General features: G+C 64.9%; 24 protein-coding genes and 1 pseudogene. 12 read left to right on the top strand and 13 right to left on the bottom strand.

Annotation, left to right across the window (positions count from 1 at the left end):
- Nucleotides 1-82 precede the first annotated feature (82 nt).
- The gene (locus tag FG91_RS13035) at nt 83-676 is read right to left on the bottom strand and encodes a retropepsin-like aspartic protease family protein (protein ID WP_052187570.1); all 594 of its coding nucleotides are present in this window, start codon (nt 674-676) and stop codon (nt 83-85) included.
- 131 nt (nt 677-807) lie between these two features.
- Between FG91_RS13035 and FG91_RS13030 the strand changes: the two genes are divergently transcribed.
- From FG91_RS13030 to FG91_RS13005, 6 genes and pseudogenes are all read left to right on the top strand, one after another.
- Nucleotides 808-1593: an ImuA family protein gene (locus tag FG91_RS13030; RefSeq protein WP_200878448.1), complete on the top strand. Its 786-nt coding sequence runs from the start codon at nt 808-810 to the stop codon at nt 1591-1593.
- Nucleotides 1502-3322 carry a DUF6504 family protein gene (locus FG91_RS13025; protein WP_081940582.1) on the top strand — a complete coding sequence of 607 codons (1821 nt, stop codon included), beginning with the start codon at nt 1502-1504 and terminating at the stop codon, nt 3320-3322. The genes FG91_RS13030 and FG91_RS13025 overlap by 92 nt, the downstream gene beginning before the upstream one ends.
- Nucleotides 3319-6528, top strand: coding sequence for an error-prone DNA polymerase (locus FG91_RS13020; RefSeq protein ID WP_037515574.1), 3210 nt, complete (start codon nt 3319-3321; stop codon nt 6526-6528). The genes FG91_RS13025 and FG91_RS13020 overlap by 4 nt, the downstream gene beginning before the upstream one ends.
- A 311-nt stretch (nt 6529-6839) precedes the next feature.
- Nucleotides 6840-7307, top strand: a pseudogene (locus FG91_RS13015) (TrbG/VirB9 family P-type conjugative transfer protein); the annotation flags it as partial.
- Nucleotides 7304-8527 carry a TrbI/VirB10 family protein gene (locus tag FG91_RS13010; RefSeq protein WP_037515573.1) on the top strand — a complete coding sequence of 408 codons (1224 nt, stop codon included), beginning with the start codon at nt 7304-7306 and terminating at the stop codon, nt 8525-8527. The pseudogene FG91_RS13015 and the gene FG91_RS13010, both read left to right, overlap by 4 nt.
- Nucleotides 8527-8748: a DUF2274 domain-containing protein gene (locus FG91_RS13005; RefSeq protein ID WP_037515572.1), complete on the top strand. Its 222-nt coding sequence runs from the start codon at nt 8527-8529 to the stop codon at nt 8746-8748. The genes FG91_RS13010 and FG91_RS13005 overlap by 1 nt, the downstream gene beginning before the upstream one ends.
- A gap of 15 nt (nt 8749-8763) precedes the next feature.
- Here FG91_RS13005 and FG91_RS21040 read toward each other — a convergent pair whose 3' ends face one another.
- The 6 genes from FG91_RS21040 to FG91_RS12975 all read right to left on the bottom strand — a co-directional run bounded on the left by FG91_RS21040 (nt 8764) and on the right by FG91_RS12975 (nt 15119).
- Nucleotides 8764-10770 carry a S9 family peptidase gene (locus FG91_RS21040; RefSeq protein ID WP_052187569.1) on the bottom strand — a complete coding sequence of 669 codons (2007 nt, stop codon included), beginning with the start codon at nt 10768-10770 and terminating at the stop codon, nt 8764-8766.
- On the bottom strand, nt 10764-12536 hold the full coding sequence (locus FG91_RS12995) for a hypothetical protein (protein WP_037515570.1): 1773 nt from the start codon (nt 12534-12536) through the stop codon (nt 10764-10766). The genes FG91_RS21040 and FG91_RS12995 overlap by 7 nt, the downstream gene beginning before the upstream one ends.
- Nucleotides 12533-13453 carry an ABC transporter ATP-binding protein gene (locus FG91_RS12990; protein ID WP_052187571.1) on the bottom strand — a complete coding sequence of 307 codons (921 nt, stop codon included), beginning with the start codon at nt 13451-13453 and terminating at the stop codon, nt 12533-12535. The genes FG91_RS12995 and FG91_RS12990 overlap by 4 nt, the downstream gene beginning before the upstream one ends.
- Complete coding sequence (locus tag FG91_RS21475; protein WP_037515569.1) at nt 13453-13863, bottom strand: GntR family transcriptional regulator; 411 nt, start codon at nt 13861-13863, stop codon at nt 13453-13455. Before FG91_RS21475 ends, FG91_RS12990 begins: the two co-directional genes overlap by 1 nt.
- Nucleotides 13864-14060: 197 nt before the next feature.
- Entirely contained in the window at nt 14061-14672 is a 612-nt protein-coding gene (locus FG91_RS12980) for a pyridoxamine 5'-phosphate oxidase family protein (RefSeq protein ID WP_037515568.1), read from the bottom strand.
- Nucleotides 14673-14741: 69 nt separating this feature from the next.
- Entirely contained in the window at nt 14742-15119 is a 378-nt protein-coding gene (locus FG91_RS12975; RefSeq protein ID WP_037515567.1) for a DsrE family protein, read from the bottom strand.
- A 120-nt stretch (nt 15120-15239) separates the two neighbouring features.
- On the opposite strand from FG91_RS12975, the gene FG91_RS12970 reads away from it, so the two are divergent.
- Nucleotides 15240-15821 carry a TetR/AcrR family transcriptional regulator gene (locus FG91_RS12970; protein WP_037515566.1) on the top strand — a complete coding sequence of 194 codons (582 nt, stop codon included), beginning with the start codon at nt 15240-15242 and terminating at the stop codon, nt 15819-15821.
- A 30-nt stretch (nt 15822-15851) separates the two neighbouring features.
- Here FG91_RS12970 and FG91_RS12965 read toward each other — a convergent pair whose 3' ends face one another.
- The 5 genes from FG91_RS12965 to FG91_RS12945 form a co-directional block, all read right to left on the bottom strand.
- Complete coding sequence (locus tag FG91_RS12965; RefSeq protein ID WP_037515565.1) at nt 15852-16526, bottom strand: cupin domain-containing protein; 675 nt, start codon at nt 16524-16526, stop codon at nt 15852-15854.
- A 5-nt stretch (nt 16527-16531) separates the two neighbouring features.
- Nucleotides 16532-17299 carry an SDR family NAD(P)-dependent oxidoreductase gene (locus FG91_RS12960; RefSeq protein ID WP_037515564.1) on the bottom strand — a complete coding sequence of 256 codons (768 nt, stop codon included), beginning with the start codon at nt 17297-17299 and terminating at the stop codon, nt 16532-16534.
- Between the two features lie 57 nt (nt 17300-17356).
- Entirely contained in the window at nt 17357-18067 is a 711-nt protein-coding gene (locus tag FG91_RS12955; protein ID WP_037515563.1) for a crotonase/enoyl-CoA hydratase family protein, read from the bottom strand.
- 27 nt (nt 18068-18094) lie between these two features.
- Nucleotides 18095-18559 carry a nuclear transport factor 2 family protein gene (locus tag FG91_RS12950; RefSeq protein WP_037515592.1) on the bottom strand — a complete coding sequence of 155 codons (465 nt, stop codon included), beginning with the start codon at nt 18557-18559 and terminating at the stop codon, nt 18095-18097.
- 62 nt (nt 18560-18621) lie between these two features.
- Complete coding sequence (locus FG91_RS12945; RefSeq protein WP_052187567.1) at nt 18622-19398, bottom strand: cysteine hydrolase; 777 nt, start codon at nt 19396-19398, stop codon at nt 18622-18624.
- Nucleotides 19399-19597: 199 nt separating this feature from the next.
- On the opposite strand from FG91_RS12945, the gene FG91_RS12940 reads away from it, so the two are divergent.
- Entirely contained in the window at nt 19598-20173 is a 576-nt protein-coding gene (locus FG91_RS12940; RefSeq protein ID WP_037515562.1) for a TetR/AcrR family transcriptional regulator, read from the top strand.
- On the opposite strand, the gene FG91_RS12935 is transcribed toward FG91_RS12940, so the two are convergent.
- Nucleotides 20170-20790: a DUF1499 domain-containing protein gene (locus tag FG91_RS12935; RefSeq protein ID WP_081940583.1), complete on the bottom strand. Its 621-nt coding sequence runs from the start codon at nt 20788-20790 to the stop codon at nt 20170-20172. The two genes, FG91_RS12940 and FG91_RS12935, sit on opposite strands and share 4 nt — an antisense overlap.
- 596 nt (nt 20791-21386) lie before the next feature.
- On the opposite strand from FG91_RS12935, the gene FG91_RS12930 reads away from it, so the two are divergent.
- The 4 genes from FG91_RS12930 to FG91_RS12915 are packed head-to-tail and all read left to right on the top strand — an operon-like array spanning nt 21387 to nt 23532.
- Entirely contained in the window at nt 21387-22511 is a 1125-nt protein-coding gene (locus FG91_RS12930; protein WP_037515561.1) for an FAD-dependent oxidoreductase, read from the top strand.
- A 26-nt stretch (nt 22512-22537) separates the two neighbouring features.
- Complete coding sequence (nrtS, locus tag FG91_RS12925; RefSeq protein ID WP_200878446.1) at nt 22538-22735, top strand: nitrate/nitrite transporter NrtS; 198 nt, start codon at nt 22538-22540, stop codon at nt 22733-22735.
- On the top strand, nt 22736-23341 hold the full coding sequence (locus FG91_RS12920) for a sigma-70 family RNA polymerase sigma factor (protein WP_037515559.1): 606 nt from the start codon (nt 22736-22738) through the stop codon (nt 23339-23341).
- Nucleotides 23338-23532: a hypothetical protein gene (locus FG91_RS12915; RefSeq protein WP_052187565.1), complete on the top strand. Its 195-nt coding sequence runs from the start codon at nt 23338-23340 to the stop codon at nt 23530-23532. Before FG91_RS12920 ends, FG91_RS12915 begins: the two co-directional genes overlap by 4 nt.
- Nucleotides 23533-23546: the final 14 nt, after the last annotated feature.

The raw sequence follows: 23546 nt of genomic DNA, 5'->3' as shown, positions 1-23546 counted from the left end.
GCGACAGACCATCGAATATCGGCGCTTGCAACACCGCAAGCTCGCCGCCTAACATTAACCCCAGGACGAGGCCCGCACTCCGCTAATTTACGCCGCGAGTTGTGCCAAATGTTCTGACGACGGACACCGAGAGGAAATTCATGCCCAGGACGTCGGTGTCGCCAAGCCCGGGCGAGATCACGACTTTGAGCTTTCGCGCCTCAATGCCGCCAATCTCTAGCCGGTCGAGCGTTCCGGCGTCGGCGCGAACCGTGCCGTTCGCGGTCTTCATGAGCAAGGGCACGAGCGTCGCGTCAGCCTCGACGCCTGCGGCCCGAGCCGTGGCTTCGGACAGCGCGGTGACGGTCGCGCCACTGTCGACGAGCATTCGCTTTTCGGTGCCGTTGAGGCGGACCGTCGCCCAGAAATGTCCGTCGCAGGCCATCGGAATGCGGACCTCCTCGCCCACCACCTCTTGCCGGTCGAGGCCGAGGCTCGCGGTGATCCGCGACAGAGTGGGATCGAAGGGGGCCTGCTGGAGAATGAGGAAGATGCCGAAGGCGAGCAGCGCGAAGGAGAAGAGCGCGCGAATGACCCGTCCGACATAGGGAATCTTGAACAGCAACATCAGGATCAGCGCCGCGCCGACGGCGTAGATCGCAAGCTGGGTCCAGGGCAGGTCGGTGGTGAGCGGCATATTATTTAGTGCGCTTTTACAGGCGTGAAGGTGACGCGCCAGTGAATGATCCACAGCAAGGGAACGCGGACCGCTTGACGCACGTTCATTCCGGGTGGAACATATAGAGAACATCTGAGTCGATGACCATCATGACCGCACCGCCTTTTTCACCGCCCCGGCCGAGCGCCGAGGAGCTTCAAGCGCTTCGCGAGACCGTGGCGCGCGTCACTGTGGCGCGCGGACCGGTGCTGCCGTTCGGCGTCGGACCGGTCGATCATCTGCTGAGCGCCGGCGGACTCGATGGCGCCGGCCTGCACGAGGTCGCCGCTGCCTCGGCAAGCTGGAGCGACGATGCAGCGGCAACGCTGTTCGCGGCGGGGATCGCCACACGCTTCGCGGCGTCGCCGGGGGTGTCTGCCTTATGGGCGCTGACACGGTTCGACCTTTATGCCCCGGGACTCGAGCAGGCCGGGCTCGGCCCGGAGCGCGTCCTCTATGCGCAAGGCAAGAATGACCGCGAGTTGCTTGCCCTGTGCGAGGACGCGCTGCGCGACGGGTCGCTTGCCTGCGTGGTCGCCGAGGTGAAAGCGGCCGACCAGACCGCAACACGCCGGCTTCAGCTCGCCGCCTCCGAAGGGGGCACCCCGATGCTGCTCTACCGCCGCTACCGCCGCTACGGCCAATGTCCGCTCACCGACTTGTCGCTGGCCTGCACGCGCTGGCGGATCGGCAGCCTCGCTTCGACCCCGCTGTCGATGCCCGGCGTCGGGCGCGGGCGATGGTCGGTCGAGCTTGTGCGCCAGCGCGGCGGGCCGCCTTTCTCCCTCGAACTGGAGGCGTGCGATGACCAGGGTCGCCTCGCTCTTCCTGCCGCAACTCGCGATCGAGCGGTTGCGACGGGCAGCGCCGATCTCGCGCTCGGGCACGCCGCCTGAACCCGCGCGGCTCGGCCCGCGCCTTCCTGAACCCATCGACGACAATCCGGGCACCTGCTCGGTGCCGCGCGGTGGCGGCTGGCGCCCGGGTGCGAGTTGGGCGCGGGACACGGGTTCGGCCGCGCCGAACCGCGACTCTGTCGACGCGCGTCCGGCGCACCAGCGACCGACCATGCGTGAGCTGGGGCGGCGCAGCGAGGCGGCCGCGCCTGTCTTTCGGTTATCGCGGGCGGATGATGGATGCCCGGTGCCCGGCACGTCCATCGCACCGCCACCGCTGCCGCTGTGGGGCGCTCGCCCGACCATCCTTATGGCGCGCACGGGCCAGCGCGATGTCGTGACCGCGGCCTGTCCGCTCGCACTCGATCTTGGACTCGCGCCCGGCATGGCCGCGGCGCATGCACGCGCGCTGGTCACCGATCTCGATGCGTACGACGCTGCGCCCGAGGCCGATCGGGCGTGGCTGGATCGGCTGGCGTTGCATGCCGTGCGTCACTGGACGCCGACTGCCGCCGTGTCGGGGAGCGACGGGCTGTGGCTCGATCTCACCGGCACGACGCACCTCTTCGGCGGCGAGGCGCGCTTCGCCGCGCGGCTTGTGTCCTTCGTTCGGCGTCTCGGTTTCACCGCGTGCGTCGCGATCGCCGGCACGCCCGGCGCCGCTCACGCGCTCGCGCGCTTTGGCGGCGCGGCGATTTTGGTCTTGCCGGAAGGGCGGGAGGGGGAGGCGTTAGCCGAGCTGCCGCTTCGCGCGCTCCGGCTCGCGCCCGAAGCGCTCGCGTCGGCGGCGCGCTTCGGAATCGAGCGGATCGCCGATCTTTATCCGATGCCGCGCGGGCCGCTCGCCCGGCGTCTCGGGCGCGGCGCGGTCGAGCGGCTCGACCAGGCGCGGGGCTTTCTGCCCGAGCCGATCGTGCCCGTCGTCCCTTTCGAAATGCCGTGCGCCGAGCGCCGGCTTCTCGAACCGATCGCCACCGCCGAGGCGATTGAACAGGTCATTTCGGATCTCGTCGCCGATCTTGTCGCCGACCTTCGGGAGCGCGGGCTCGGCCTTCGCGCCGCGGTGCTCCGCTGCGAGCGTGTCGATGCGCGCGAGCAGCTCGTCACGGTCGGCACCGCGCGCGCGACGCGCGACGCGAAGCATCTCGTGCGCCTCTTCAGGCTGCGCATCGACCGGATCGAGCCGGGGCTCGGGATCGAGGCGATGGCCCTTGCCGCGCCGCAGGTCGAACCCCTTGGCGCCGAGGCGATCGGCGCGGGGTTCGATAGCGGACCGCGTGCGCCCGATCTTGCGCCGCTCGTCGATCAACTCGCGGGGCGCGCCGGAGAGGGCGCGTTGTTCCGCCTCGAGGGCCGCGAAAGCGATGTGCCCGAGCGCGCGATCGGTCGTACCGGCCCGCTCGCCCAGCCTTCCGGCTGGCCGGCTTGGCCGCGGCCGATCCGCATGCTCGCGCGGCCCGAAGCCCTGTCGAGTGTGGTCGCGCTGCTTCCCGACCATCCGCCGCGCCGCTTTGCGTGGCGCGGACGGTCCTACCGCGTTGTCGCGGGCGACGGACCCGAGCGCATCCATGGCGAATGGTGGCGAACGACCCGCGAAATGTGGGCGGTGCGCGATTATTTTCGCGTCGAGGCGGAGACTGGCGAGCGTTTCTGGTTGTTCCGCCGCGGCGATGCAATCGAAGACCGCACCGGCGATTTGAGCTGGTATATGCACGGCGTCTTCGGATGATCGCCCCCGGCACGACCTATGTCGAACTTCATGTGACGAGCCACTTCTCCTTCCTGCGCGGCGCGTCGGCGCCCGAGGAACTGTTCGCGTCCGCCGCGCTGCTGGGCCACTCGGCCCTCGGCCTCTGCGATCGCGGCAGCGTCGCGGGCATGGTGCGGGGGCTGTCGGGGCAGGAGGCGACTGGCGTGCGCCTGATCCCCGGCTCGCGCGTCGATCTTCGCGATGGCCGATCGCTGCTGCTTTACCCCAAGGACCGCGCCGCTTGGTCGCGGCTGACCCGGCTCCTGTCGCTCGGCAAGGGGCGCGGCGGGAAAGGCAATTGCTGGCTCGACTGGCCCGATGTCGTGGCATGGTCGGAGGGGCTGGTCGCGGTCTTCCTGCCCGACGCCGCCGACGACCGCACCCGCATCGACCTTGGTGAGCTGTGGGAGACGTTCGGCCGCAACGCCTATCTCGCACTGTCGCTGCGCCGTCGGCCCGGTGATTTCGCGCGGCTGCGCGCGCTCGACGCGCTGGGCCGCAGCGTGGGCGTGCGCTGCGTGGCGATGGGCGACATCCTCTATCACGCCCCCGAGCGCCGCCCGCTGCAGGATGTGCTGACCGCGATCCGCGAGAAAACGACTGTTGATGCGCTCGGCTTCAAACGCGAGCGTTTCATGGATCGGGCTCTGAAGTCGCCGGCGGAAATGGAACGGCGCTTTGCGCTCTTCCCGGATGCGATCCAGGCCACCGCCGACATCGCGTCGGCGTGCCGCTTCGATCTTGGCGAGATCCGCTACCAATATCCCTATGAGGAGGTGATGGCGGGGCGCAGTGCGCAGGATGCGCTCGCCGCGCTCACCGAGGACGGCGCCGCGCGCCTGTTTCCCGGCGGCGTACCGCCAGCCTATCGCAAGCAGATCGACCATGAACTGCGCTTGATCGGAGAATTGAATTACGCGCCCTATTTTCTGACGGTAAATTCGATCGTCGCCGAGAGCCGACGCCGCGGGATATTGTGCCAGGGGCGGGGGTCGGCTGCCAACAGCTGCGTGTGTTTCCTGCTCGGGGTGACCTCGATCGACCCGATCAAGCACGAGCTGCTCTTCGAGCGCTTCGTGTCGGGCGAACGCAAGGAGCCGCCCGATATCGACGTCGATTTCGAACATGAGCGGCGCGAGGAGATCATCCAGTGGATATACGAGACCTACGGACGGCATCGCTCCGCGCTGACCGCCGTGGTCACCCGCTATCGCACGCGCGGCGCGGTCGCCGAGGTGGGGAAGGCGCTCGGCCTGCCGCGCGACCTCACCAAAATGCTCACCGGCCTCGTCTGGGGCTGGTCGATCGACGGCATTCCCGAGGAGCGGATCGCCGAGCTCAATCTGAACGCATCCGACCACCGGCTCCGCCTGACGCTCGACCTCGCGCGCCAGCTGATCGGCACGCCGCGGCACCTGTCGCAGCATCCCGGCGGCTTCGTCCTCACCGAGGAAAGACTGGACGACCTGGTGCCGATCGAGCCGGCGCGGATGGAAGATCGGCAGATCATCGAATGGGACAAGGACGATATCGACGTCCTGAAGTTCATGAAGGTCGATGTCCTTGGCTTGGGCATGCTCGGCTGCATGAACCGCGCCTTCAACCTGCTGCGCGAGCATAAGGGCGTCGATATCGGTATGGCAGACCTCCAGGACGATGATCCTGCGGTCTACAGCATGATCCAGAAGGCCGATACGCTCGGCGTCTTCCAGATCGAGAGCCGGGCGCAGATGTCGATGCTGCCGCGGATAAAACCCAAATGTTTCTATGACCTGGTGATCGAAGTTGCGATCGTGCGTCCGGGCCCCATCCAGGGCGACATGGTCCACCCCTATCTGCGCCGACGCGAAGGCAAGGAGAAGCCCGAATATCCCAAGCCCGAGCTTCGCGCGGTGCTCGAGAAGACGCTGGGCGTCCCGCTTTTCCAGGAACAGGCGATGAAGGTCGCGATTGTCGGTGCGGGCTTCACGCCGGCCGAGGCCGACCAGCTCCGCCGTGCGATGGCCACCTTCAAGCTCACGGGCGGTGTGTCGCATTTCTACGACAAGCTCGTCGGCGGCATGGTCGAGCGCGGCTATCCGAAGGATTTCGCCGAGCCGACCTTCAAGCAGATCGAGGGCTTCGGCTCCTACGGGTTTCCCGAGAGCCATGCCGCGAGCTTCGCGAAAATCGCTTATGCCTCCTGCTGGATGAAGCATCATCATCCCGACGTTTTCTGCGCCGCGCTGCTTAACGCGCAGCCGATGGGCTTTTACGCGCCGGCACAGATCGTGCGCGACGCGCGGAACCATGGCGTCGAGGTGCGGCCCGTCTCGATCAACGACAGCCATTGGGACTGCACGCTCGAAGAAGCCGACGGACACTATCTCGCGGTCCGTCTCGGTTTCCGGCAGGTGCGCAGCCTCGCCAATGTCCATGGCGCCGCGATCGTCGGCGCGCGCGGCGACGTGCCTTATGATTGCGTCGAAGATGTGTGGCGGCGCGCTGGCGTGCCGCGCGCCGCGATCGAGCGCATTGCCGAGGCCGATGGCTTCGCCTGCCTCGCCGAGGACCGGCGGCAGGGCTTGTGGAAGGTGCGGGGTCTCGGCGAGGCGCCGCTGCCGCTGTTCGCGGCGGCAGACGCTCGCGAGTCCAGTTTCTCGCCCGAGGGGCTCGAACCCGCGACCTCGCTTCGGCCAATGACCGAGGGGCGCGAGGTGGTGGAGGATTATCGCACGCTGCAGCTGTCGCTGCGCGCGCATCCGCTGAGTTTCTTGCGGGATGAGCTTGATACGATGGGTATCGTGCGCTGCGCCGATCTCGGACAGATCCGCGACGGGCGCAACATCGAGGTCGCCGGCGTCATTCTCGTCCGACAGCGGCCCGGCTCGGCGAAGGGGGTGCTATTCGTCACGATCGAGGACGAGACGGGGATCTCCAACGGCATCCTGTGGCCCGACCGGTTCGATATCTACCGGCGGCAGGTCATGTCGGCCTCGATGATCGCAATGCGCGGTCGGCTTCAGAAGGAAGGCGAGGTCATTCACATCATCTGCGACCGGATTACCGATCATGACGCGATGTTGCGCTCGATCGCGCAGGGCGACGTCTCCATTGCGCCTGGACGCGGGGATGGGGCGCGGAACGGAGGCGGACCGGACTCCCGCGACGCGCCGCTACGCATCCGGAGCCATGATTTTCACTGATAGCCATGGGTCTCCTGGCTCGTTGAACCTCTCCCTCCTTGGCTGCCTGATTGCGGGCCTCGGCTCGCCTCGTGCCGTCAACCCCCTGCGGGGGTTCGCCCTCGCATGCGCTCGGTGACGGCGGCTCGCGGGCCCTCCTTCTGGCGCCATCGGGGACGGTCCCCGAGCAAGCAAGGAGACTTCAAATGGCCAGCATCGCAAATCTCACCGTCAAGGATGACGGCAGCTTCGAAGGTACGCTCGCGACCCTCATGGTCACCGCGCCGATCGCGATCGTCCCGAACGGTCGCAAAGTGAAGGACAGCGAACCCGTCATCAACACCGACCGGCGCACCTATCATGTCGAACTGCGCGCGACCGCCGCATCCTATATGGCGTCGGTCTCCTGGACCTATCCCGCCGATGAGCTCATCGCCTTGCAAGTCGCCGAAGCCGAGGCAGCGCGCGCGGCGCCGGTGGCCGGGGCGATCGATCTGGCGGCGCTCAATTTCCGGTACCGGATTGAGGGCGACAAGGTCGATTGGCGACCGGTGCGCGCCTTCGACGACACGCGCCAGCTTTTCATCGAGTTTGGCGCGGACGTCGTCACGAGCGATATGCCGCCGCTGTTCGTCGTCGGCAGCAGGGGCGAGGCCGAACTCGTCAACTACCGGGTGCAGGGCCGCTATATGATCGTCGACCGCCTGTTCGAGCGCGGCGAATTGCGCTTGGGGGCCGGGAAACAGGCGCGGACCGTCCGGATCGAGCGCGAGGCGCCGCGCCGCCGGGGCCGGTCATGACCGAGCGCGAGGACCAGGCCGTGGCGCCAGCCGAGGAGCCGGGCGATGAAAATCGCGCCGCGCAGCCGCCAGCCGTCGACGCCTTCCGTCTGCGCGGGGAACCGCCGCGGGTCATGCGCCTGTCGCGCAAGACGCTGGCGAGCATCGGGGCGGCTGGGGGAATCGCGATCGGCGGCGCCTTGCTCTGGGCGCTGCAACCCTCAGCGCCTAAGTCGTCCGATAATCTCTATTCTGCCGACGCGGCGAACCGCGCCGAGGTCGTGACGGGCGCGCCCGCCGATTATGGCAAGGTGCCGAAGCTGGGACCGCCGCTGCCCGGCGACCTCGGCCGGCCGATCGTCGCGGCGCAGCGCGATGGCGAAATCGTCCCGGTGCCGCCGATGGGCAGTTCGCCAGCTGGGGCGCGCTCACCGGCCGACGAGGCGCGCGACCGGGCGCGGCAGGAGCGCGAAGCCGCCACCACCAGTCGTCTCTTTCTTGGCGGCGGGTCCGCGGGTGCAGGCGTGGCCGAGGCGCTGCGCGGATCGATCGAGCCTGCCGCGGCCGCACCGGTGCCGGTCGCCGGTGAGCGGAGTCCGGACGCGGCGCGCCTAGCCTTTCTCGAAGGCGGCGCCGGCAAACCGAACGAAAGCCCCGAACGCATTGGCGGACCCAGCTCGCCCTACATCCTCCAGAGCGGGAGCGTCATCCCGGCGGCGCTGATCACCGGCATCCGCTCCGACTTGCCCGCGCAGGTCACCGCGCAGGTGACGCAAAATGTCTATGACAGTCCGACCGGCCGGATCCTGCTCATTCCGCAAGGCGCGCGGCTCGTCGGCGACTATGACAGCGAAATCGCCGCGGGGCAGGAACGCGTCCTGCTTGCCTGGGACCGGCTGATTCTGCCCGGCGGCCGGTCGATCCGGCTCGATCGCCAGCCCGGCACAGATGCGCGTGGCATGGCAGGCCTCGCCGATCGGACCGACCATCATTGGGGGTCGATGCTGCGCGCGGCGCTCGTCTCAACCTTGCTCGGGGTTGGTGCCGAGCTTGGCTCGGACGGCGATGACGCGATCGTGCGCGCGCTTCGGGACGGGTCGCAAGATACGATCAACCAGTCGGGACGGCGGCTCGTCGAGCGCCAGATGAACATCGCGCCGACCCTGACAATTCGTCCCGGCTTCGCGCTGCGCGTCCTGGTGACGCGCGATCTGATCCTTGAGCCCGAAGGAGGCGCGTGATGAGCAAGCTTAGACTCGGTCCAATCGCCGACGACAAGCCCGTAAAGCTAGCGATTGAATTGCCGGGCGCACTTCATCGCGAACTCGTGGCCTATGCCGATGTGCATGCGAAGGCCACGGGCCTCGCTGAGCCCCTAGCTCCTGAAAAGATTGCCGTCCCGATGATCGAGCGCTTTATAGCGACCGATCGGGGCTTCGCATCAGAACGGCGGAAGGTTTAGGGAGTCTCGGCGGCATTACCTCGCGCCGTGCCCCCGCCCCGCGCAGGTTCGTTCGACTAACCCGGACATCCTTGTCGGAACGACTGGCCGGTCTTGTCCTTTATTGAATAAGGTAGATAGGAAATCGTCGGTCAATCTCTGCACCGCCCGTGTTGTATTATCGCCATCAAGCCTATGACCCTGATCTTTTGCGACCCAATATTCAACTTGCTTGCCAAGTCCACATAACTTGGCTGCGTAGGTATTAACGCTGCGGATGGGAACTTGCTCGTCGTGCTCGCCCGCGAGGATCAGCACCGGTCGCTTCAGCCGAGATGCGACGCCCATGGGCGACTCGCGCGTCAGCCGCGCCATCGAATTGGCGTCGTCGATATCCAGGCCAAGATGGGCGAGTGACGTCTTCAGGCTCAACGACGCTGCGTCGCCGTCAATCCTTTGCGCCTGGTAGCGTGATGTCCATGCCAGATCGGGCGGCGGGACCGCTGCGATCGCGCCTTGGAACCGCTCGGGCCACAATGTCGTAGCAAGAAGTGCAGCATAGCCCCCAAAGGATGCACCCATGACCGCTATTCGCGCCGGGTCGGCCTCCCCTCGAGAAACCAGCCAATCCGCGCTGTCCCGAATGTCGTGCAATGCGGTTCCGTCGCCGAAGTCATCGCCGGTAGCGGTGAGATAGCGGCGTCCATAGCCGCGGCTACCCCTAAATTGCGGTTCAACCACAAGATATCCGTTTTGCGCAAGGCGGGCCGCGGTCGCGTTATAGCCCGGGGGCGACGTGCTCCAGGGACCGCCGTGTACCAGCACGACAAGTGGTCTTGGCCGGGGAGCAGCAGCCGGCCGCGTGACATAGGCGAACACTCGGGCGCCGTCCTGGGCCTGGAAACTCTCGAAACGGCGCAGAGGCAGGTTCTGATCTGTGCGGTTATGACGACTGGCGAGAGGAATCCAGCGCGCACCGCGGTCGTCGGCCAAGTACCAAGCTGCTTCCGCGTGCTGCCCATCGCGCACGCCAACCAGCCAGCGACTCTGCGCGCGCGTCACGAAGCGCACCTCGCTTGCTCTTGGGAAACGCCGCGCGATCGCGGCAACGAGATTGCGCCCGGCTGGGCTCGCGCCGACCATTCGACCTCCGGCATAGGGAACGGAGAAGGCTACCGGCACGTTCGAAACGGCATCAAGCGCGGCGTTTTCGCCGTCACCAATCGCCAGCGGATCCGAGGCGACTAGCGTGGTCGTGCCGTCGGCAGCGAGCCGATGCAATGCATCAAGGTCGCCCCCCGCACTCGTCATCAAATATGGCGTGCCCTGCTGATCGACGGAAACGATATCGCATCGTTCCAACGGGCGGCAGCGATATACGGCCTGCGGCCCATGCGCATCGAGCCGCGCGACGGTTACGAGGTCACGTCCCACCAGCCGCATCCAGACGGTTCCGTCCGGGCCTGCGGCGACGTCGGCAATACGGTTCGATCCGGTCCACAGCGGTTCGGCTTCGCCACCCAAGCGAATACGCAGCAAGGCAAAGCTGTCGTCGCGGCCGTCGCCGTCCTGATCCCGATCTTCGGCCACCAGCGCGGCGGTTTGCCATGCATCTGTCGCGAGAAAGCGTCGACCGGTGTCGCCGCCCAGTCGCGTGAGGATGCCCGACCCAGCCTGATTGCTTGTCGTCATGAGGACAAGACTGTGGCCGGACGGCAGGAAGAGCCAATCGCCGCTTTTGGACCAGACGATTTCAGTGGCTTCGGTATTCCGCAGCAAGCGCCGACGTTGGCCGTTCCCCTCATCTAACCAAAGGCTTGCGCCGTCGGACCGTGCCTCGATCCACGCGACACGCCGACCATCGGGACCGAGTGCTATCGCGCGCACGAAATCGATGGGCGTTTCGGCAGCCTCCGCGCCCCAATCTACCGTCGAGGCTTCCGATATCGGCGGTTCGCCGATCGGTGAGGTGAGGATACCGCCCAGAACAAGCGCTAGCCCCGCCGCGCCAGCCAACCATGCGAATATGGGGCGGATCAACATGGGCGCCGGCGGCGGCAGGCAAGCAGCTGTGCCGCCAGCATTGCGGGTCCAAGCAGCATGCAAGCGAGCGCCCAGATTGTCCGTTCAGAAGGGGCTTGTCCGAGGCGATAGCTCCGTAACCAACCTGCTAAAGCGGAAAGAAAATGAACTACAATTCCCAAGGCGTAAATCCAGTCAGGGGCATAGCGAGGACCCCGATCGGCCAAAGGATTCGATGCTGCCAGCCAGCGCGCCGCGCTGCGACCGGCGACATTGATGGCGGGTGCAAACCACAAGTCGAGATGGCGCATTGCGGCGGGATAATCGTATCCGAGCGAACGCGTCGCTACGTGCACTTGCCGATCCGCCTCGACGAGCCAGATCTGCTGTTCGGGGCGACCGAAGCCTTCGACGGCTTTGCTGCCGAACGTGAAGGAAACGAGATACCCGTCGAGCAATTCGAGCATGTCAACACGGGCCAGTCCGGCAGGCGCATGCGGAAATGGTACGGTTGCAATCACGGGAAATGCCAGGTCGCCGCGCTGTATCACGCGAGCATCATATATTCGCAGTGCATTGTTCGAGAGAAGCGCAAGCCGATCCCAGGCTGGTTGGGGCGCTGCGATCAGACGCTCACCAGGCGGCAGAGCGATCCTGTCGAAGAAGCGTCGCTCACCCTCGGCATATGTCAGCAAACGGTTGCCCGCGACGATCAGCTTGCCATCGCTTTCCGACACGGGAGGGACCTGAAGAAGCGGTGCGAGCGGCGCCTCGTGCGCAGGCCTGCGGGTGCGCTGGTCCATCGCCCTATAGCGCATCCGGCCATGATCGAAATGCCATTCGAGACGCGCTGGACCGTCGACGATGACATTGTCGCCAGGGTTGGCGAGACTATAGCGCTGCGAAGGATCCCCGATGTCCGGCCCGGTGGTGACCACCTCCGACAATGTTGCTTGTTCGGCCCAGAATCGCTGTTGCGGATCGCTTTGGTCAAGCCCTGCAACGATCAGTTCCTGGCCATCGGATCGCACTGCTTCAACCAGCCCTCCGGGGGGTGGGATGCCATTGAGCGGATGGGTGCCGATCATCATCATCGCAAGTTGCATCAAGAAGCGCAGGGCAAAGGTTCCCGCGATGCCAATTGCGAATCCGGCAAGCAGCGTCTCACTCCACCTGTGCCAGACGAAGTCGTGCCGCCCGCGGTCGGGACGAACGTCGCCCAGTGCGAGTAACATGGCAGTCGACAGGGCAATAAGTTGCAGGAGAACGGCACCAGGGCCAAAGGCCTGCGACTGATGGATCCAGACGAGTAGCAGGAGCGATGCCCAGGCGAAGCGCGGAGCTCCGATGCGCAGATGGGCGCCGATGCAATAGCCGATTCCCGTGATCGTCCAGCCCGCGACTGGCAACAACAAATGACGAGTTTCCACAGCGGAGCCGCCAGTCAGATGGTGAAATGCCAGCAGTAACGCCGCAGGGAGCGCTACGACCAGCGCTGCAATAACCAGCCCGGCCAACAGCAAAGCGCCTCCGATCCGCCGCGGCGCCAGCGGGCGATGAAGAAGATCGATCCATGCCGCTTGTCGCGCATAGGCGGAGAATTGAAATGCCCCAAACAGCGCCCCGATGGCGGCGAGCAGCCCGGCGTATATCTGCACCACCTGAAGCGGCTGCTGCATTGGATCGGCAACACGGTCGAGGAATATCAACCAAGCCAGATGTCCGATAGTGGCGCCAATGATCCACACGCGAAAGCGAAGCAATTCGGCATTGAACAGGGCGATCATATTCTGCTTTCCGCGCTGGGGGTCGCGTGGCCGGCCGAAAGAAAGGCGCTCACTGCCTGGTCAAGATTGGCGGGTTTGCAGCTCAGGGAGAGTGCGCCTTCGCTACGAAGCCAGTCGGCAAAATCCTCGCCTTGGTCGACCACCATATAATGGAACAGCCCGTCGTGGCGGCGCATCTGGAGTAGTCCGGGAACGCGGGCGGGATCAGGACCCTTGAAGGGCATGTCGGCGATCCAGTGCGTGACCCGCCGCGTAAATTCCTCCGGCGGCGACGCATTCGCAAGGCGTCCGCGATCGAGAATGACCAGCGTATCGGCGAGCCGCTCGATTTCCTCCATCTGGTGCGAGCAATAGAGGATTGTCGCGTCACCAGAGTAGCTCGCGTGTATCAATGCCTCCATGAAAGCGCGCTTCGCAACCACATCGAGGCCGAGCGTCGGTTCATCAAGGATCAGCAGTTCGGGTTTGCGGGCAAGGGCGATTGCGAGGTTCAAGCCAGCGCGCTCCCCGCGCGACAACTCACGCACACGGGCGGCGCGCGACACGGCGAAATAGCCCAGCACCTGGTCGAGGAGCTCGACATTCCAGCCGGGATATAGTCGCGGCTGCATCGCCAAGATAGCATCAAGACGCATCCAGTCTGGCAGGCTGTGCGCATCGTTGACATAGCCGATCCTGCCGCGATCCGGTGGTGACAGGGCCATTGACGGGACGCCGAGCAGCCATGCCTCGCCCACGTCGGCTGTCTGGAAACCCAGCAGGATACGGAACAGCGTGGACTTTCCGGCACCATTGGCGCCAACGATGGCATGAATTCCTTCGGTCGGTATCTGCAACGACAGGTCGTCGAGCGCGCGCGATGATCCATAGCAATGGGTGAGACCGCGGGTTTCGACGGCAAACGACGTCATCGTCATCACGCGACCTTGCGCGCGATCAGGTCGTCGAGGGCTGCATTGACATGCGCGCGGGCGGCAGGGAGCGCGGCATGGATCGCAATGACTTCAGCGACAAAAACATCGACCGCCGCTCCAAGCCGGCGCGTCATTTCAGCCTCGGACAAACGACCCTGTTCCCCGGCGACAAAAACGCCTTGGCCATGGTGCCCGTGCAACCAGCCTTCGCTGCTCAGTTCCAAATAAACTTTGGCAACCGTGTTGGAATTCACGAGCAATTGGGCAGCAAGTGCCCGAACGCTTGGCAGGCGCGCGCCTACCGGCAATTCGCCGGTTGTTATCGCCAGTCGAATACGATCCGCGAGTTGTCGGCCGATCGGACGGGTGTCGCCCGGGCTGAGCGAAATAGCGAGCGGGGTGACGCGCGGCATAACAGATCCTTTTCACAGTGTACTATATGTAATAGTACACAAGGAATGGATTGGCAAGCCATTTCGCCGGGCTGCGGGGCCAGAGCAGGGACGTCTGAAAATCCTTTGTCCCCCCCGAATTTTATTCGAACAGCGGGGTGCCGACGGCAAATGACAGCCAGGTTCAGCCGGGCGAGGTTCTGCGCGCGGCAAACTGCTCAACCCGCCAGCAAGCGTTCCAGTTGTGCTTCCAGCGCAGCGATCTTGCCGTCGCGCTCGGCCAGCAAGGCGTCCACCTCGTCGGCCTCAAGCTTGCGAGGGATATGCTGCGGACAATTGGGATCCCATGCCGCGATCTTGAACAGCAGGACACGTTCCGGAACGGCGGCGTAATCGGCAGGCATGACCGCTTCGGTCAGTGCGGCGTCGCCTTCCACCATCCACGCGTCGCCCCAAATCTTGATCCGGCGGCGATTGCCATAGTCCATCAGGAATATGAAGGCCTTACTGTTCTCGGCAAGGTTGCCCTGAGAGATGAACTGGCGATTGCCCCGGAAATCAGCCATTGCAAGGGTCCGGTCGTCGAGAGGCTTCAAGAATCCGCGAGGACCGCCGCGGTGCTGAATGTATGGGTGGCCGTCCGCGTTCACGGTTGCGATGTAGAAGCTGTTGCGCTGCGCGATGAACTCGGCAAGCTGCGGCGTTATCCGGTCATTCCAGCCGCCACGCGCTTCCATTTTTGCATAGGCTTCGCGCGAACCGTTCTTCGCCTGAAATTCCTTCACTTTCGCCGTGAAGGCGATGTCGCTTGTCGGGCGTGCGGTATCCATAAGGTTTCGCTCCTGTAAGTGGCCCGGCGCCCGTCGCAGGATATGCATGGGCGGGCACCGGGCAATCTGTCAGAAAGTCACGAGGCCATAGCCCTGGTCGAGATAGGTCGACACATCGAGGATTCCCGGCGTGCCGGGGATGGCTTTTTCATAATCCAGTTTGAGCCCGGTCTTTCGTGCATCCTCGGTGGCACCGAACACGTCGGCGCAGCCGCCGCAAACGCCGGCGATCAGGTCGCTCACCGAACCATAAAGCGCGTGCGCCGGATGGTCGGGCTTGACCAGTTCGGCGGGCCAGCGCGTCCCCGCGCCCTGGAAAATGATCGCAACCTCTTGCTGCTTTTCCTTGAGCTCATATGCGAGGAAGAGCGCATTGAAGAGGCGGCCGAGCGCCTCGTCGGTGCCCGTTTTAGGGTCGGCATAGATGATGATAGCGGTCTTGGTCATGTAAAACTCCTGTCGAGATATATTTATTACCGAACGATCGGTAAACACGCTGCTAGAGACTCGACAGGAGCTCGTCAAGATATTAAACCGATCATTCGGTAAATATGAAAGATGTGAGCGATGGCACGTAGAGCGCTGGTCGAAGATAATGAATTGTTGGCGCGGCTGGGCACGACCTTTCGAGACGTCGGATATGAAGGAGCGTCGCTTGCGCTCCTGTCAGAATCGACCGGCTTGAAGAAGGCGAGCCTCTATCATCGCTTTCCGGGAGGCAAGGAAGAGATGGGCGCCGAGGTGCTTGCCGAAGCCGGGCGCTGGCTTAGCGAACATGTCATCGTCCCCCTGGCCGGACCTGGGTCGCCGCGCGAGCGCCTTCAGTCCATGACGCGAGAACTCGACCAATTTTATGATGGCGGCCGAAAATCCTGTCTCCTCAACATGCTCTCGGCACCCATCGGCACGAGCGGGACGTTCGGCAGCGCGATCCGCGTGCTGTTCGAGGCATTTATCGACGCATTGGCCAAAGTGGCCATAGAAGCAGGCGCTGAGAAGCATGAGGCCCGAGCGAGGGCCGAACGGGTGGTGGCGTTGATCCAGGGAAGTCTCGTTCTTGCCCGCGGCCTCGGGACAGCGGCGCCGTTTCGCCGGCTGATCACGGACCTTGCCGATGACTTGCTGGGCACCGCCGAGCCCGCGACCTGAAGCCCAAGATCCGGATCGCGGCATGGACCTTCAACCGCCCTTGGGCGGCAGGTGCCCTGTTTTCACATAGAGCAGACATCCGGCGCGGCTGAACGGATTATGCTCCGATCCGTGCGGGCTGCGGATCCAGCTGCCCGCCGGATAGATTCCATTCTCGTCCTCGAAAACACCCTCAAGGACCAGGATTTCCTCGCCGCCCCAGTGACGATGCGTGCGAAATGCCGTTCCCGGACGCCAGCGTACCAACGCCGCTTGCTCGCCTCCGAACTGGTGCAAGGGTACGACCTCGAGCCCATCGACAAGCCCGGGTCTGAACAACAGGTCGGTGGGGCGCAGCACCTTGTGTTCGTCATCGCCTGGCGCGAACTGGCGTAGCTTCACAAAAATAGTGCACCCCTGTTCGCTGAACGGCGCATGGCGCGACCCGGGCGGGTTGCGCACATAGGTACCGGCGGGATAATCGCCATGTTCGTCCGAAAAGACGCCGTCGAGAACGAGAAATTCTTCGCCGCCATCATGCTCGTGGGCGGAGAACCGACTGCCCGCAGCATAGCGTACCACGCTCGTCGCGCGCGCCGCTTCGTCGCCAACGCGGTCGAGCATGCGTCGTTCGACTCCGGGCATGGGGGATTGAACCCAGCCTGGCTCGTCAGCGGCAAGGACGATGCGCGCATTGAAATCGGCGTTGATGCGAAGGAGGTCCATCGGGATCAGCTCCGCCCGGCCATCACGCCGCCATCGACATCATGGACGGCCCCGGTCGTCCAGCCTGCGCGGTCGGAGAGCAGGAACTCAATATGGTGCGCGACGTCGGTCGCACGGCCGACACGGCCGATAGGGTGGAACGCATCGAATCCGGTAGCCAGTGTCTCCTCGATCTGGTGGGGAGCGATAAAAGCGCCGTAGATCGGCGTCACCACCACGGCTGGAGCCACGGCATTGACGCGGATACGGTGTTCGGCAAGCTCGACGGCGAGCTGCCTTGTCAGCGCGTGGAGGCCAGCCTTCGCCATCGAATAGGCCGAGGACGGCGTAGCCCTCACGGCCTGATGCGCCCACATCGAACCGATATTCACGATCGCGCCGCCGCCATGACGCGCCATGTTGCGCGCAACCGGCTGGGTCAGGAAAAAGGTCGCGCGGTTCAGGCGGTGATAACGGTCGTAGTCGTCATGGTCGTGATCGAGAAACGGCTTGGGGAAAAATGTTCCGGCGGCGTTGACGAGCTGATCAATATGACGGGATTCCTTCTCCAGCTGAAGTTGGAAATCGGAAACCGACGCTTCGTCGAGAAGGTCGACGCGGTGGGTCTCGATGCGCTCGGCGCCGGCTGCGGACAAGGCGCAGGCGACGTCGACGAGTTTGTCGTCGTCGCGTCCGACGATGGCGAGCGTGCGATGTTGGGCGGCGAGCAGCTTTGCAGTTGCGAGACCGATCCCTGAAGAGCCGCCGATGATGAGAGAAAGCTTGCGGGGCATTGAACGATCCTATTGGTCAATGGGAGAGGCGCCGCAAACGGCGCGGGCACCGCGCAGTCAGCGCCGTGCCCGCATGCGGTATTTTTCGACCGTAATTTCCTCGTCGATCGCCGCGCGGATGCGCGCCGCCGCCTCGCCGCGCACCTTGGTCTTGGTGGCGCGATAGGCCGCGACATCGACACGGATGAGCGCGTCCGCGGCGGCGCGGACGGCACCTTCGAGTTCGCCCGCAGCGACGACATGGTCGATATAGCCGGCCCGGCTTGCTTCGCTCGGCGCGAGCATCTCACCGGTAATGACACGTTGGAAATAGGGCGGCGACAGCGTGGCGCGCGCCAATTCGACGGCAAAGCCGGGCAGGGTCAGGCCGATCGCGACTTCGTTGAGTCCGATCTGGTAGGGGCCGTCGGCCGCGACCACCAGATCCGAGGCCAACAACAGGAATGCGCCCATAGGATAGGCGTGACCTGTGCAGGCCGTCACGAGCGGGATCGGGGAGGTGAACAGCGACAGCGCCAATTCGGCACCGAGATGCACCATTTCATGGATCTCGTCGGGATTGCTGCGAGCGAAGACCTGCAGGTCGAAGCCCACCGAGAAAACGCCGTCGCGGCCCCTGATGATCATGGCCGCGGCGTCGGCCTCGGCGAGCGCAACTGCGGCGGCAAGCGACCGCAGCACTGCAGGCCCCATCGCGTTTCGCTTGCCATCGTCAATTGTGATTACCGCGATGGAATCGTTAAGCTCATACTGTACCGCCTGCTGCATCGGTGCCGTCCTTCTGTTGTTGATCGACTAGAGTTCGAGCTCGGACAGGCTTGGGTTACCGATCGGACGAGCACCCGACGGCCAGTGGAAAAGCCGGTCGGGATCGCGGATCGGCAAATCATTGATGCTGGCGATGCGGCGCCGCATCAGCCCATCGGCGCCGAATTCCCAATTCTCATTGCCATAGGAACGGAACCAGGCGCCCGCCGCGTCGTGCCATTCATAGGCGAAGCGGACCGCAATGCGGTCCGCTTCAAACGCCCAGATCTCCTTGATCAAGCGATAGTCCAGCTCGCGCGCCCATTTGCGACGCAGAAAGGCGATGATCGCCTCACGTCCGCAAAGGAACTCGGAGCGGTTGCGCCAGATGCTGTCCGGCGAATAGGCCAGTGCGATCTTTTCCGGGTTCTGACCGTTCCACGCATCCTCGGCCGCCCGAACTTTCGCGATTGCGCTCTCGCGCGTGAATTGGAACGCGGTCGTCTCGGTCATGATCATTTTCCTGGGCGGGCGGGCGGCGGCACCCATCGGGAAACCGCCCGCCCGGGGGTGGCTCATTGGACGGCGGCAGCCTGGATTGCGGCGACCGTCGTATCGGTGTCAGCGACGTGGCTGGCGATCATGCGGAAATTGGCGAGCGCGGCCGCGTAGCCGTCGAGGCCTGGAAGCTGCGCCGCTGCAGTGGCGTCGGACACTACCATGACCTCGAAGCCCTGCTCGACAAGCTCACGCATGTGGGATTCGGTGCACAGATTGGCTGACATGCCAGCGAGAATGACCTTGCTGACGCCGCGCTTGCGAAGCTGGAGGACAAGATCGTTGGTCTCAGGCCCGAAAACCTTGTGCGGACTGGTGACCACCGTATGCCCGTCCTCGATGTAGGGCTTGTACTGGGCCAGCCAATCGGCGCCCGATCCTTCGAAAGCCGCGGTGACAAGCGGCCCCTTGCGGTCGAACATCCCGATCTTGTGCATCAAGGCCTCAAGCGCGCCCTCGAAGCGCCAGCCATGGTCGTGCGGATAATAATAATGCGGGGAGACGAACACCGGCACGCCGCTGGCCTTGGCCGCGGCGAACAAGCGGTCGATATGGCCTACCGTTCCGTTCGCTTCGACATTTTTGCCGACGACGCCCCAAGCCACACCCGCGGGACTTAGAAAATCATTCTGGGGGTCGGTGACGACCAGCGCCGTCGCGCCGGCGACAATGGTGAATCCCGGATCGGGCAGCCCGTCTGCGTGGGCGGGCACAGTCGCAGGCAGCGCGGCGGTCAGCGCCGCGGCCCCGATCAGAAATGCGTGTCCGAGTCGTCGCGGAATGCGAGAGATCATTTGGGAAAATCCTTTCAAAGCTTGGCATTGCACCAGCGAACAGGTACAAGGTTTACCGATCGGTACATGTTACCTGTACCGATCGGTAAACCCTGTCAAGCGATGACTTGGGGATGGATTGGTTGCGAAGAGGCAACGCCTTGTTTGGGCGACCAAAAAAATACGGCGCCCGGTGCGGCCTGTGAACGGAGCGAATGGAATGCGACCGACGAAACGCGACGAACTGGTCGAAAAAGCGACAGATGCCTTCTACCGCCACGGCTTCCAGGCGACCGGAATGGACCGCCTCGTCGCCGAAACCGGCGTCTCGAAGACGTCGATCTACAAGCATTTCCGGACCAAGGAGGATCTGATTGTCGCGACGCTACAGTTGCGCGACGCCCATATTCGCGGCTGGCTATTCCGGCGGATCGAGGAGCTGGCTTCCGATCCACGCGATCAACTGGTCGCGATCTTCGACGCGTTGGACGAATGGTTCCACGAACCCGGTTTCCAGGGCTGCATGTTCGCCAAAGCGAGTTCGGAATATCAGGACGCCAAACACCCGATCAATCGCGAGGCAAGCGATCATGTCGTGCGCCTTTCCGATCATTTTTCGGCGATTGCGGCGCGCGCAGGCTTGCGCGACCCCGACGCGATCGGACGGCAACTCGCCTTGCTCAAGGAGGGGGCGGTCGCACTGGCGACAATGGTCCACGACCGGCGCCCCGCCCGCGAAGCAAAGGCAATCGCAATCCAGCTTCTCGCAGCAGCCGCGACGGAGAGTTCCGGCTAGCGGGCGGCGAGATCGCCCAGAAATTCGCGAATGCGCTTCGCATTGACGCCGAAGTCGCTGATCCCGACCCGGCTCACCGACCGCATGTCCACAATGCTTTGCGTGCCGTCGGCGCTTGGCCGGACGCGCACGACCACATCGTCCTTGAATCGGATATATGAGGTGCTGGCGGTCGCTTCGAGCGCGCCGGCCGTGACATCAAAGCGCGCGATGTCCCAGCCGCGTGCGGCCGCGAGTTTGCGGGCATCAGACAAGACATCGCCAGCGGGACGCGGGATCGTGACCGGCTGGATGTCGGGATAGCCGGCGGCGTGGATGCGGCGCCATGCGGCGAGGCTGCCTGTCCCGGCGAGATTGTCGGGGCGCAGCGGCAAGCTCCGGAACTGCGGCGGCTCCGCGAGATCGGTCGTTACATCGTGGATCGGCGGGAGATCGCGTGCCACGAGGGGCCGCGAGGCGATAAACAGAACGAAGGGCAGTGCAAGCAGCAGGGCCGCAGAGGCGGCGCGGCGACTTGCTGACGGCTGTCGCCATGCCAACAGCAACGCGGCAAGCGCCGCAACGGCGGCCGCGAGCGCGAGCGCGGCGCCGGCGAGCAGCGAGAGAAAGCCGGGCATTTTCGCAATCAGATCGTGACGCGCCAGCGTCAGACCGGTCGCCGCGATGAGCAGCGATGCGGCGGCAAGCGCCAGCGAAAACCGGCCGATCCGATTCGCCCATTTCGATCCCGCCACGGTCCATTCCTCCCCGAATTGCGGCCTCGCGCCGTCAAACGCCGATTTCCATGCCAGCCCTGGCGCCTCGACGCCAATTAAATGACGGGTGATTGTAACCGGCGCCGTCCCGGGGGCGAATAGGATATCAGCATGTGCCGGGAGCAGCCTGCGTGCGAACGGCCAAACTGACTGCCGCCCGTAGGTTCCAAATGGGTCATTCGAAGCCCTCGCATCCGGCAGCCGTCACCCCCAGGGGAGCCCTGGGTCGCCGCGGATGCTGGCAGACATTTGCAGCGTAGCCGGTCCCATCCCCCCTGCCGGTCGCCGCGCCCCGCGACGTCTCCCGTCCACCGTCCGGGATATGACTGCCAGCATCCAAGCCGCGCGACCCGCGCTTGGGGTGCGGGCAAGAATCTTTGGCCTCCCGTGTAAGATATCGCTGTGCGCCGCGACCAAGGCATGTGACGAGGAAATGAAGGCAAGGGGCGGCAAGCGGAATGACAATAAGGATAGTCCTCGCAGGTGGTGGTCATGCCCATCTTGCGGTGCTCGCCGACTGGATCGGTGCGCCGCCCGAGGGCACCGAGCGCTGGCTCGTGACGTCGCATCGCCAGACGGCTTATTCGGGCATGCTCCCCGGCTGGATCGCCGGGGATTACCCAGCAGAGGCGCTGACGATCGATCTTGAACCGCTCGCGCGGCTGGCCGGTGCGCGGCTGGTGATCGCCGACGTCGTCGGTCTCGATCCCGAACGGCATCTCCTCGAGCTTTCGACCGGAGTGCGCCTCGGCTTCGATCTGCTGTCGCTTGCCACCGGCGGCGAAAGCGATGTTTCGCATCTGGCGGCGCTTGGTGATCGCCTGCTGCCGGTCCGTCCCGTCCTGCCTTTCATGGCCCGTTGGGAAGCCTTTGTGGCGGGACGACAAGGGCGCACGCTGACGCGCGTCGCGGTGGTTGGCGGCGGCGCCGCGGGGGTCGAACTTTCGCTCGCCGCCGAACGGTCGCTGCGCCGCCAGATCGGCGGAACGACCAAAGTGATATTGGTGGCGCCGCGCGACGCTTTGCTTGCCGACCACAGCGAGGCGGTCCGCCGCCGGGCAGGCGACGTCCTTCGCGCTCGCGGTATTGCTTTCCATGAGGGACATGCGGCAGGCGCGCCCAACGGCCTGATGCTGCCCGACGGGACGATGCTGGCTTGCGACGCGGTCATCGCGGCGACCGGAAGCCGCCCCCCCGACTGGATCGCCGAAACCGGTCTCGCGGTGCGCGAGGGCGGATTTGTTGCGGTCGGTTCGGACCTTCGGAGCGTGTCGCACCCTGACATCTTTGCGGCGGGCGACATTGTTTCGCGAAGTGACCGCCGCGTCGAGCGCTCGGGGGTCCATGCGGTGAAGGCCGGTCCGGTGATCGCGGCCAATTTGAAAGCGGCGCTCGCCGGCACGCCGATGCACGACTATATCCCGCGGCGTCGAACGCTTTATCTGCTGGCAACCGGCGACAAGCGCGCCATCCTGTCATGGGGAAAACTGACCGCCGGGGGACATCTGGTCTGGCGGCTCAAGGATTGGATCGACCGCCGCTTCGTCGAGCGCTACGCCGGGTTCGGGCAGTTTCGCTCATGAAGGGGGTGGCGGCTTTGCTTCAACATATGATCACGCGCCCCGTGATCGCCAATGCCCTGCGCGTGTCCGCCGTCGTCGGCACCATCCTCAATGCCATCAACCAGGGCTCTGCGATCTGGACTGGCGTCGGCATCGATTGGCCGCGTCTTGCGCTCAACTATGCGGTGCCGTTCCTCGTCGCCAGTTACAGTGCGGCGCGCGTTTGCCAGGCGATGGAGGGCTGAATGAGGCGCCCGCCGCAACCGCGTCCATCGTCAACGCCGATCGATCCGGCGTTTGTTGCGCGCGTGCGCGGCGACCTGCTTCGCTTCGCGCGTCTCCAGCTCGGCAGCGACGACGAGGCCGAGGATGCCGTACAGGAAGCACTCGCCGCGGCGCTGCGCAACGGTGATCAATTTCGCGGCGAGGCGGCGCTCAAGACCTGGGTAATCGCGATCCTGAAGAACAAGATCGCGGACCTCTTGCGCCAGCGCCGACGCCGGCCGCTCGGCGCAAGCCAGATGGCGTCCGAGGAGGAAGGCGGCGCGCTGCCGGCGCTGTTCGATGAGCGCGGCATGTGGCGCGAAGCAGCACGTCCCGCGGCATGGGAAGATCCCGAGGCCGGGCTGCACAGCGACCAGTTCCTCGCCATCTTCGACGCCTGCCTCAATCGCCTGCCGGCCCAGCAGGGGCAGGTTTTCATGATGCGCGAGGTGGTCGAACTTGCCACCGACGAAATTTGCGACGAGCTCGGGCTCACCAGCGGGAATATCCATGTCATCCTGCACCGCGCGCGGCTCGCGCTGCGCGCCTGTCTGCAGCATCACTGGTTTGCGGAGGAAGTGCGATGATGCTCAATTGCCACGATACGACATTCCTGATGTCGCAGCGCCGCGAGCGCGATCTCAGCTTTTCGGAGCGCATGAAGCTGCGGCTGCACGCGGGCATGTGTCGCCACTGCGCCAATTTCGAACGGCAGCTCCCGCTCCTTGGCGAGGCCGCGAAACGCCTCGCGGCGCAAGAGGATGATCATGGTGTGTAAGCATTGCCCGTCTC

The organism is Sphingopyxis sp. LC81 (genome assembly GCF_000756375.1).
Classification (GTDB): Bacteria; Pseudomonadota; Alphaproteobacteria; order Sphingomonadales; family Sphingomonadaceae; genus Sphingopyxis.
Note: the sequence above shows the minus strand (reverse complement) of the source record. Positions and strands in the feature narration are given on the sequence as shown.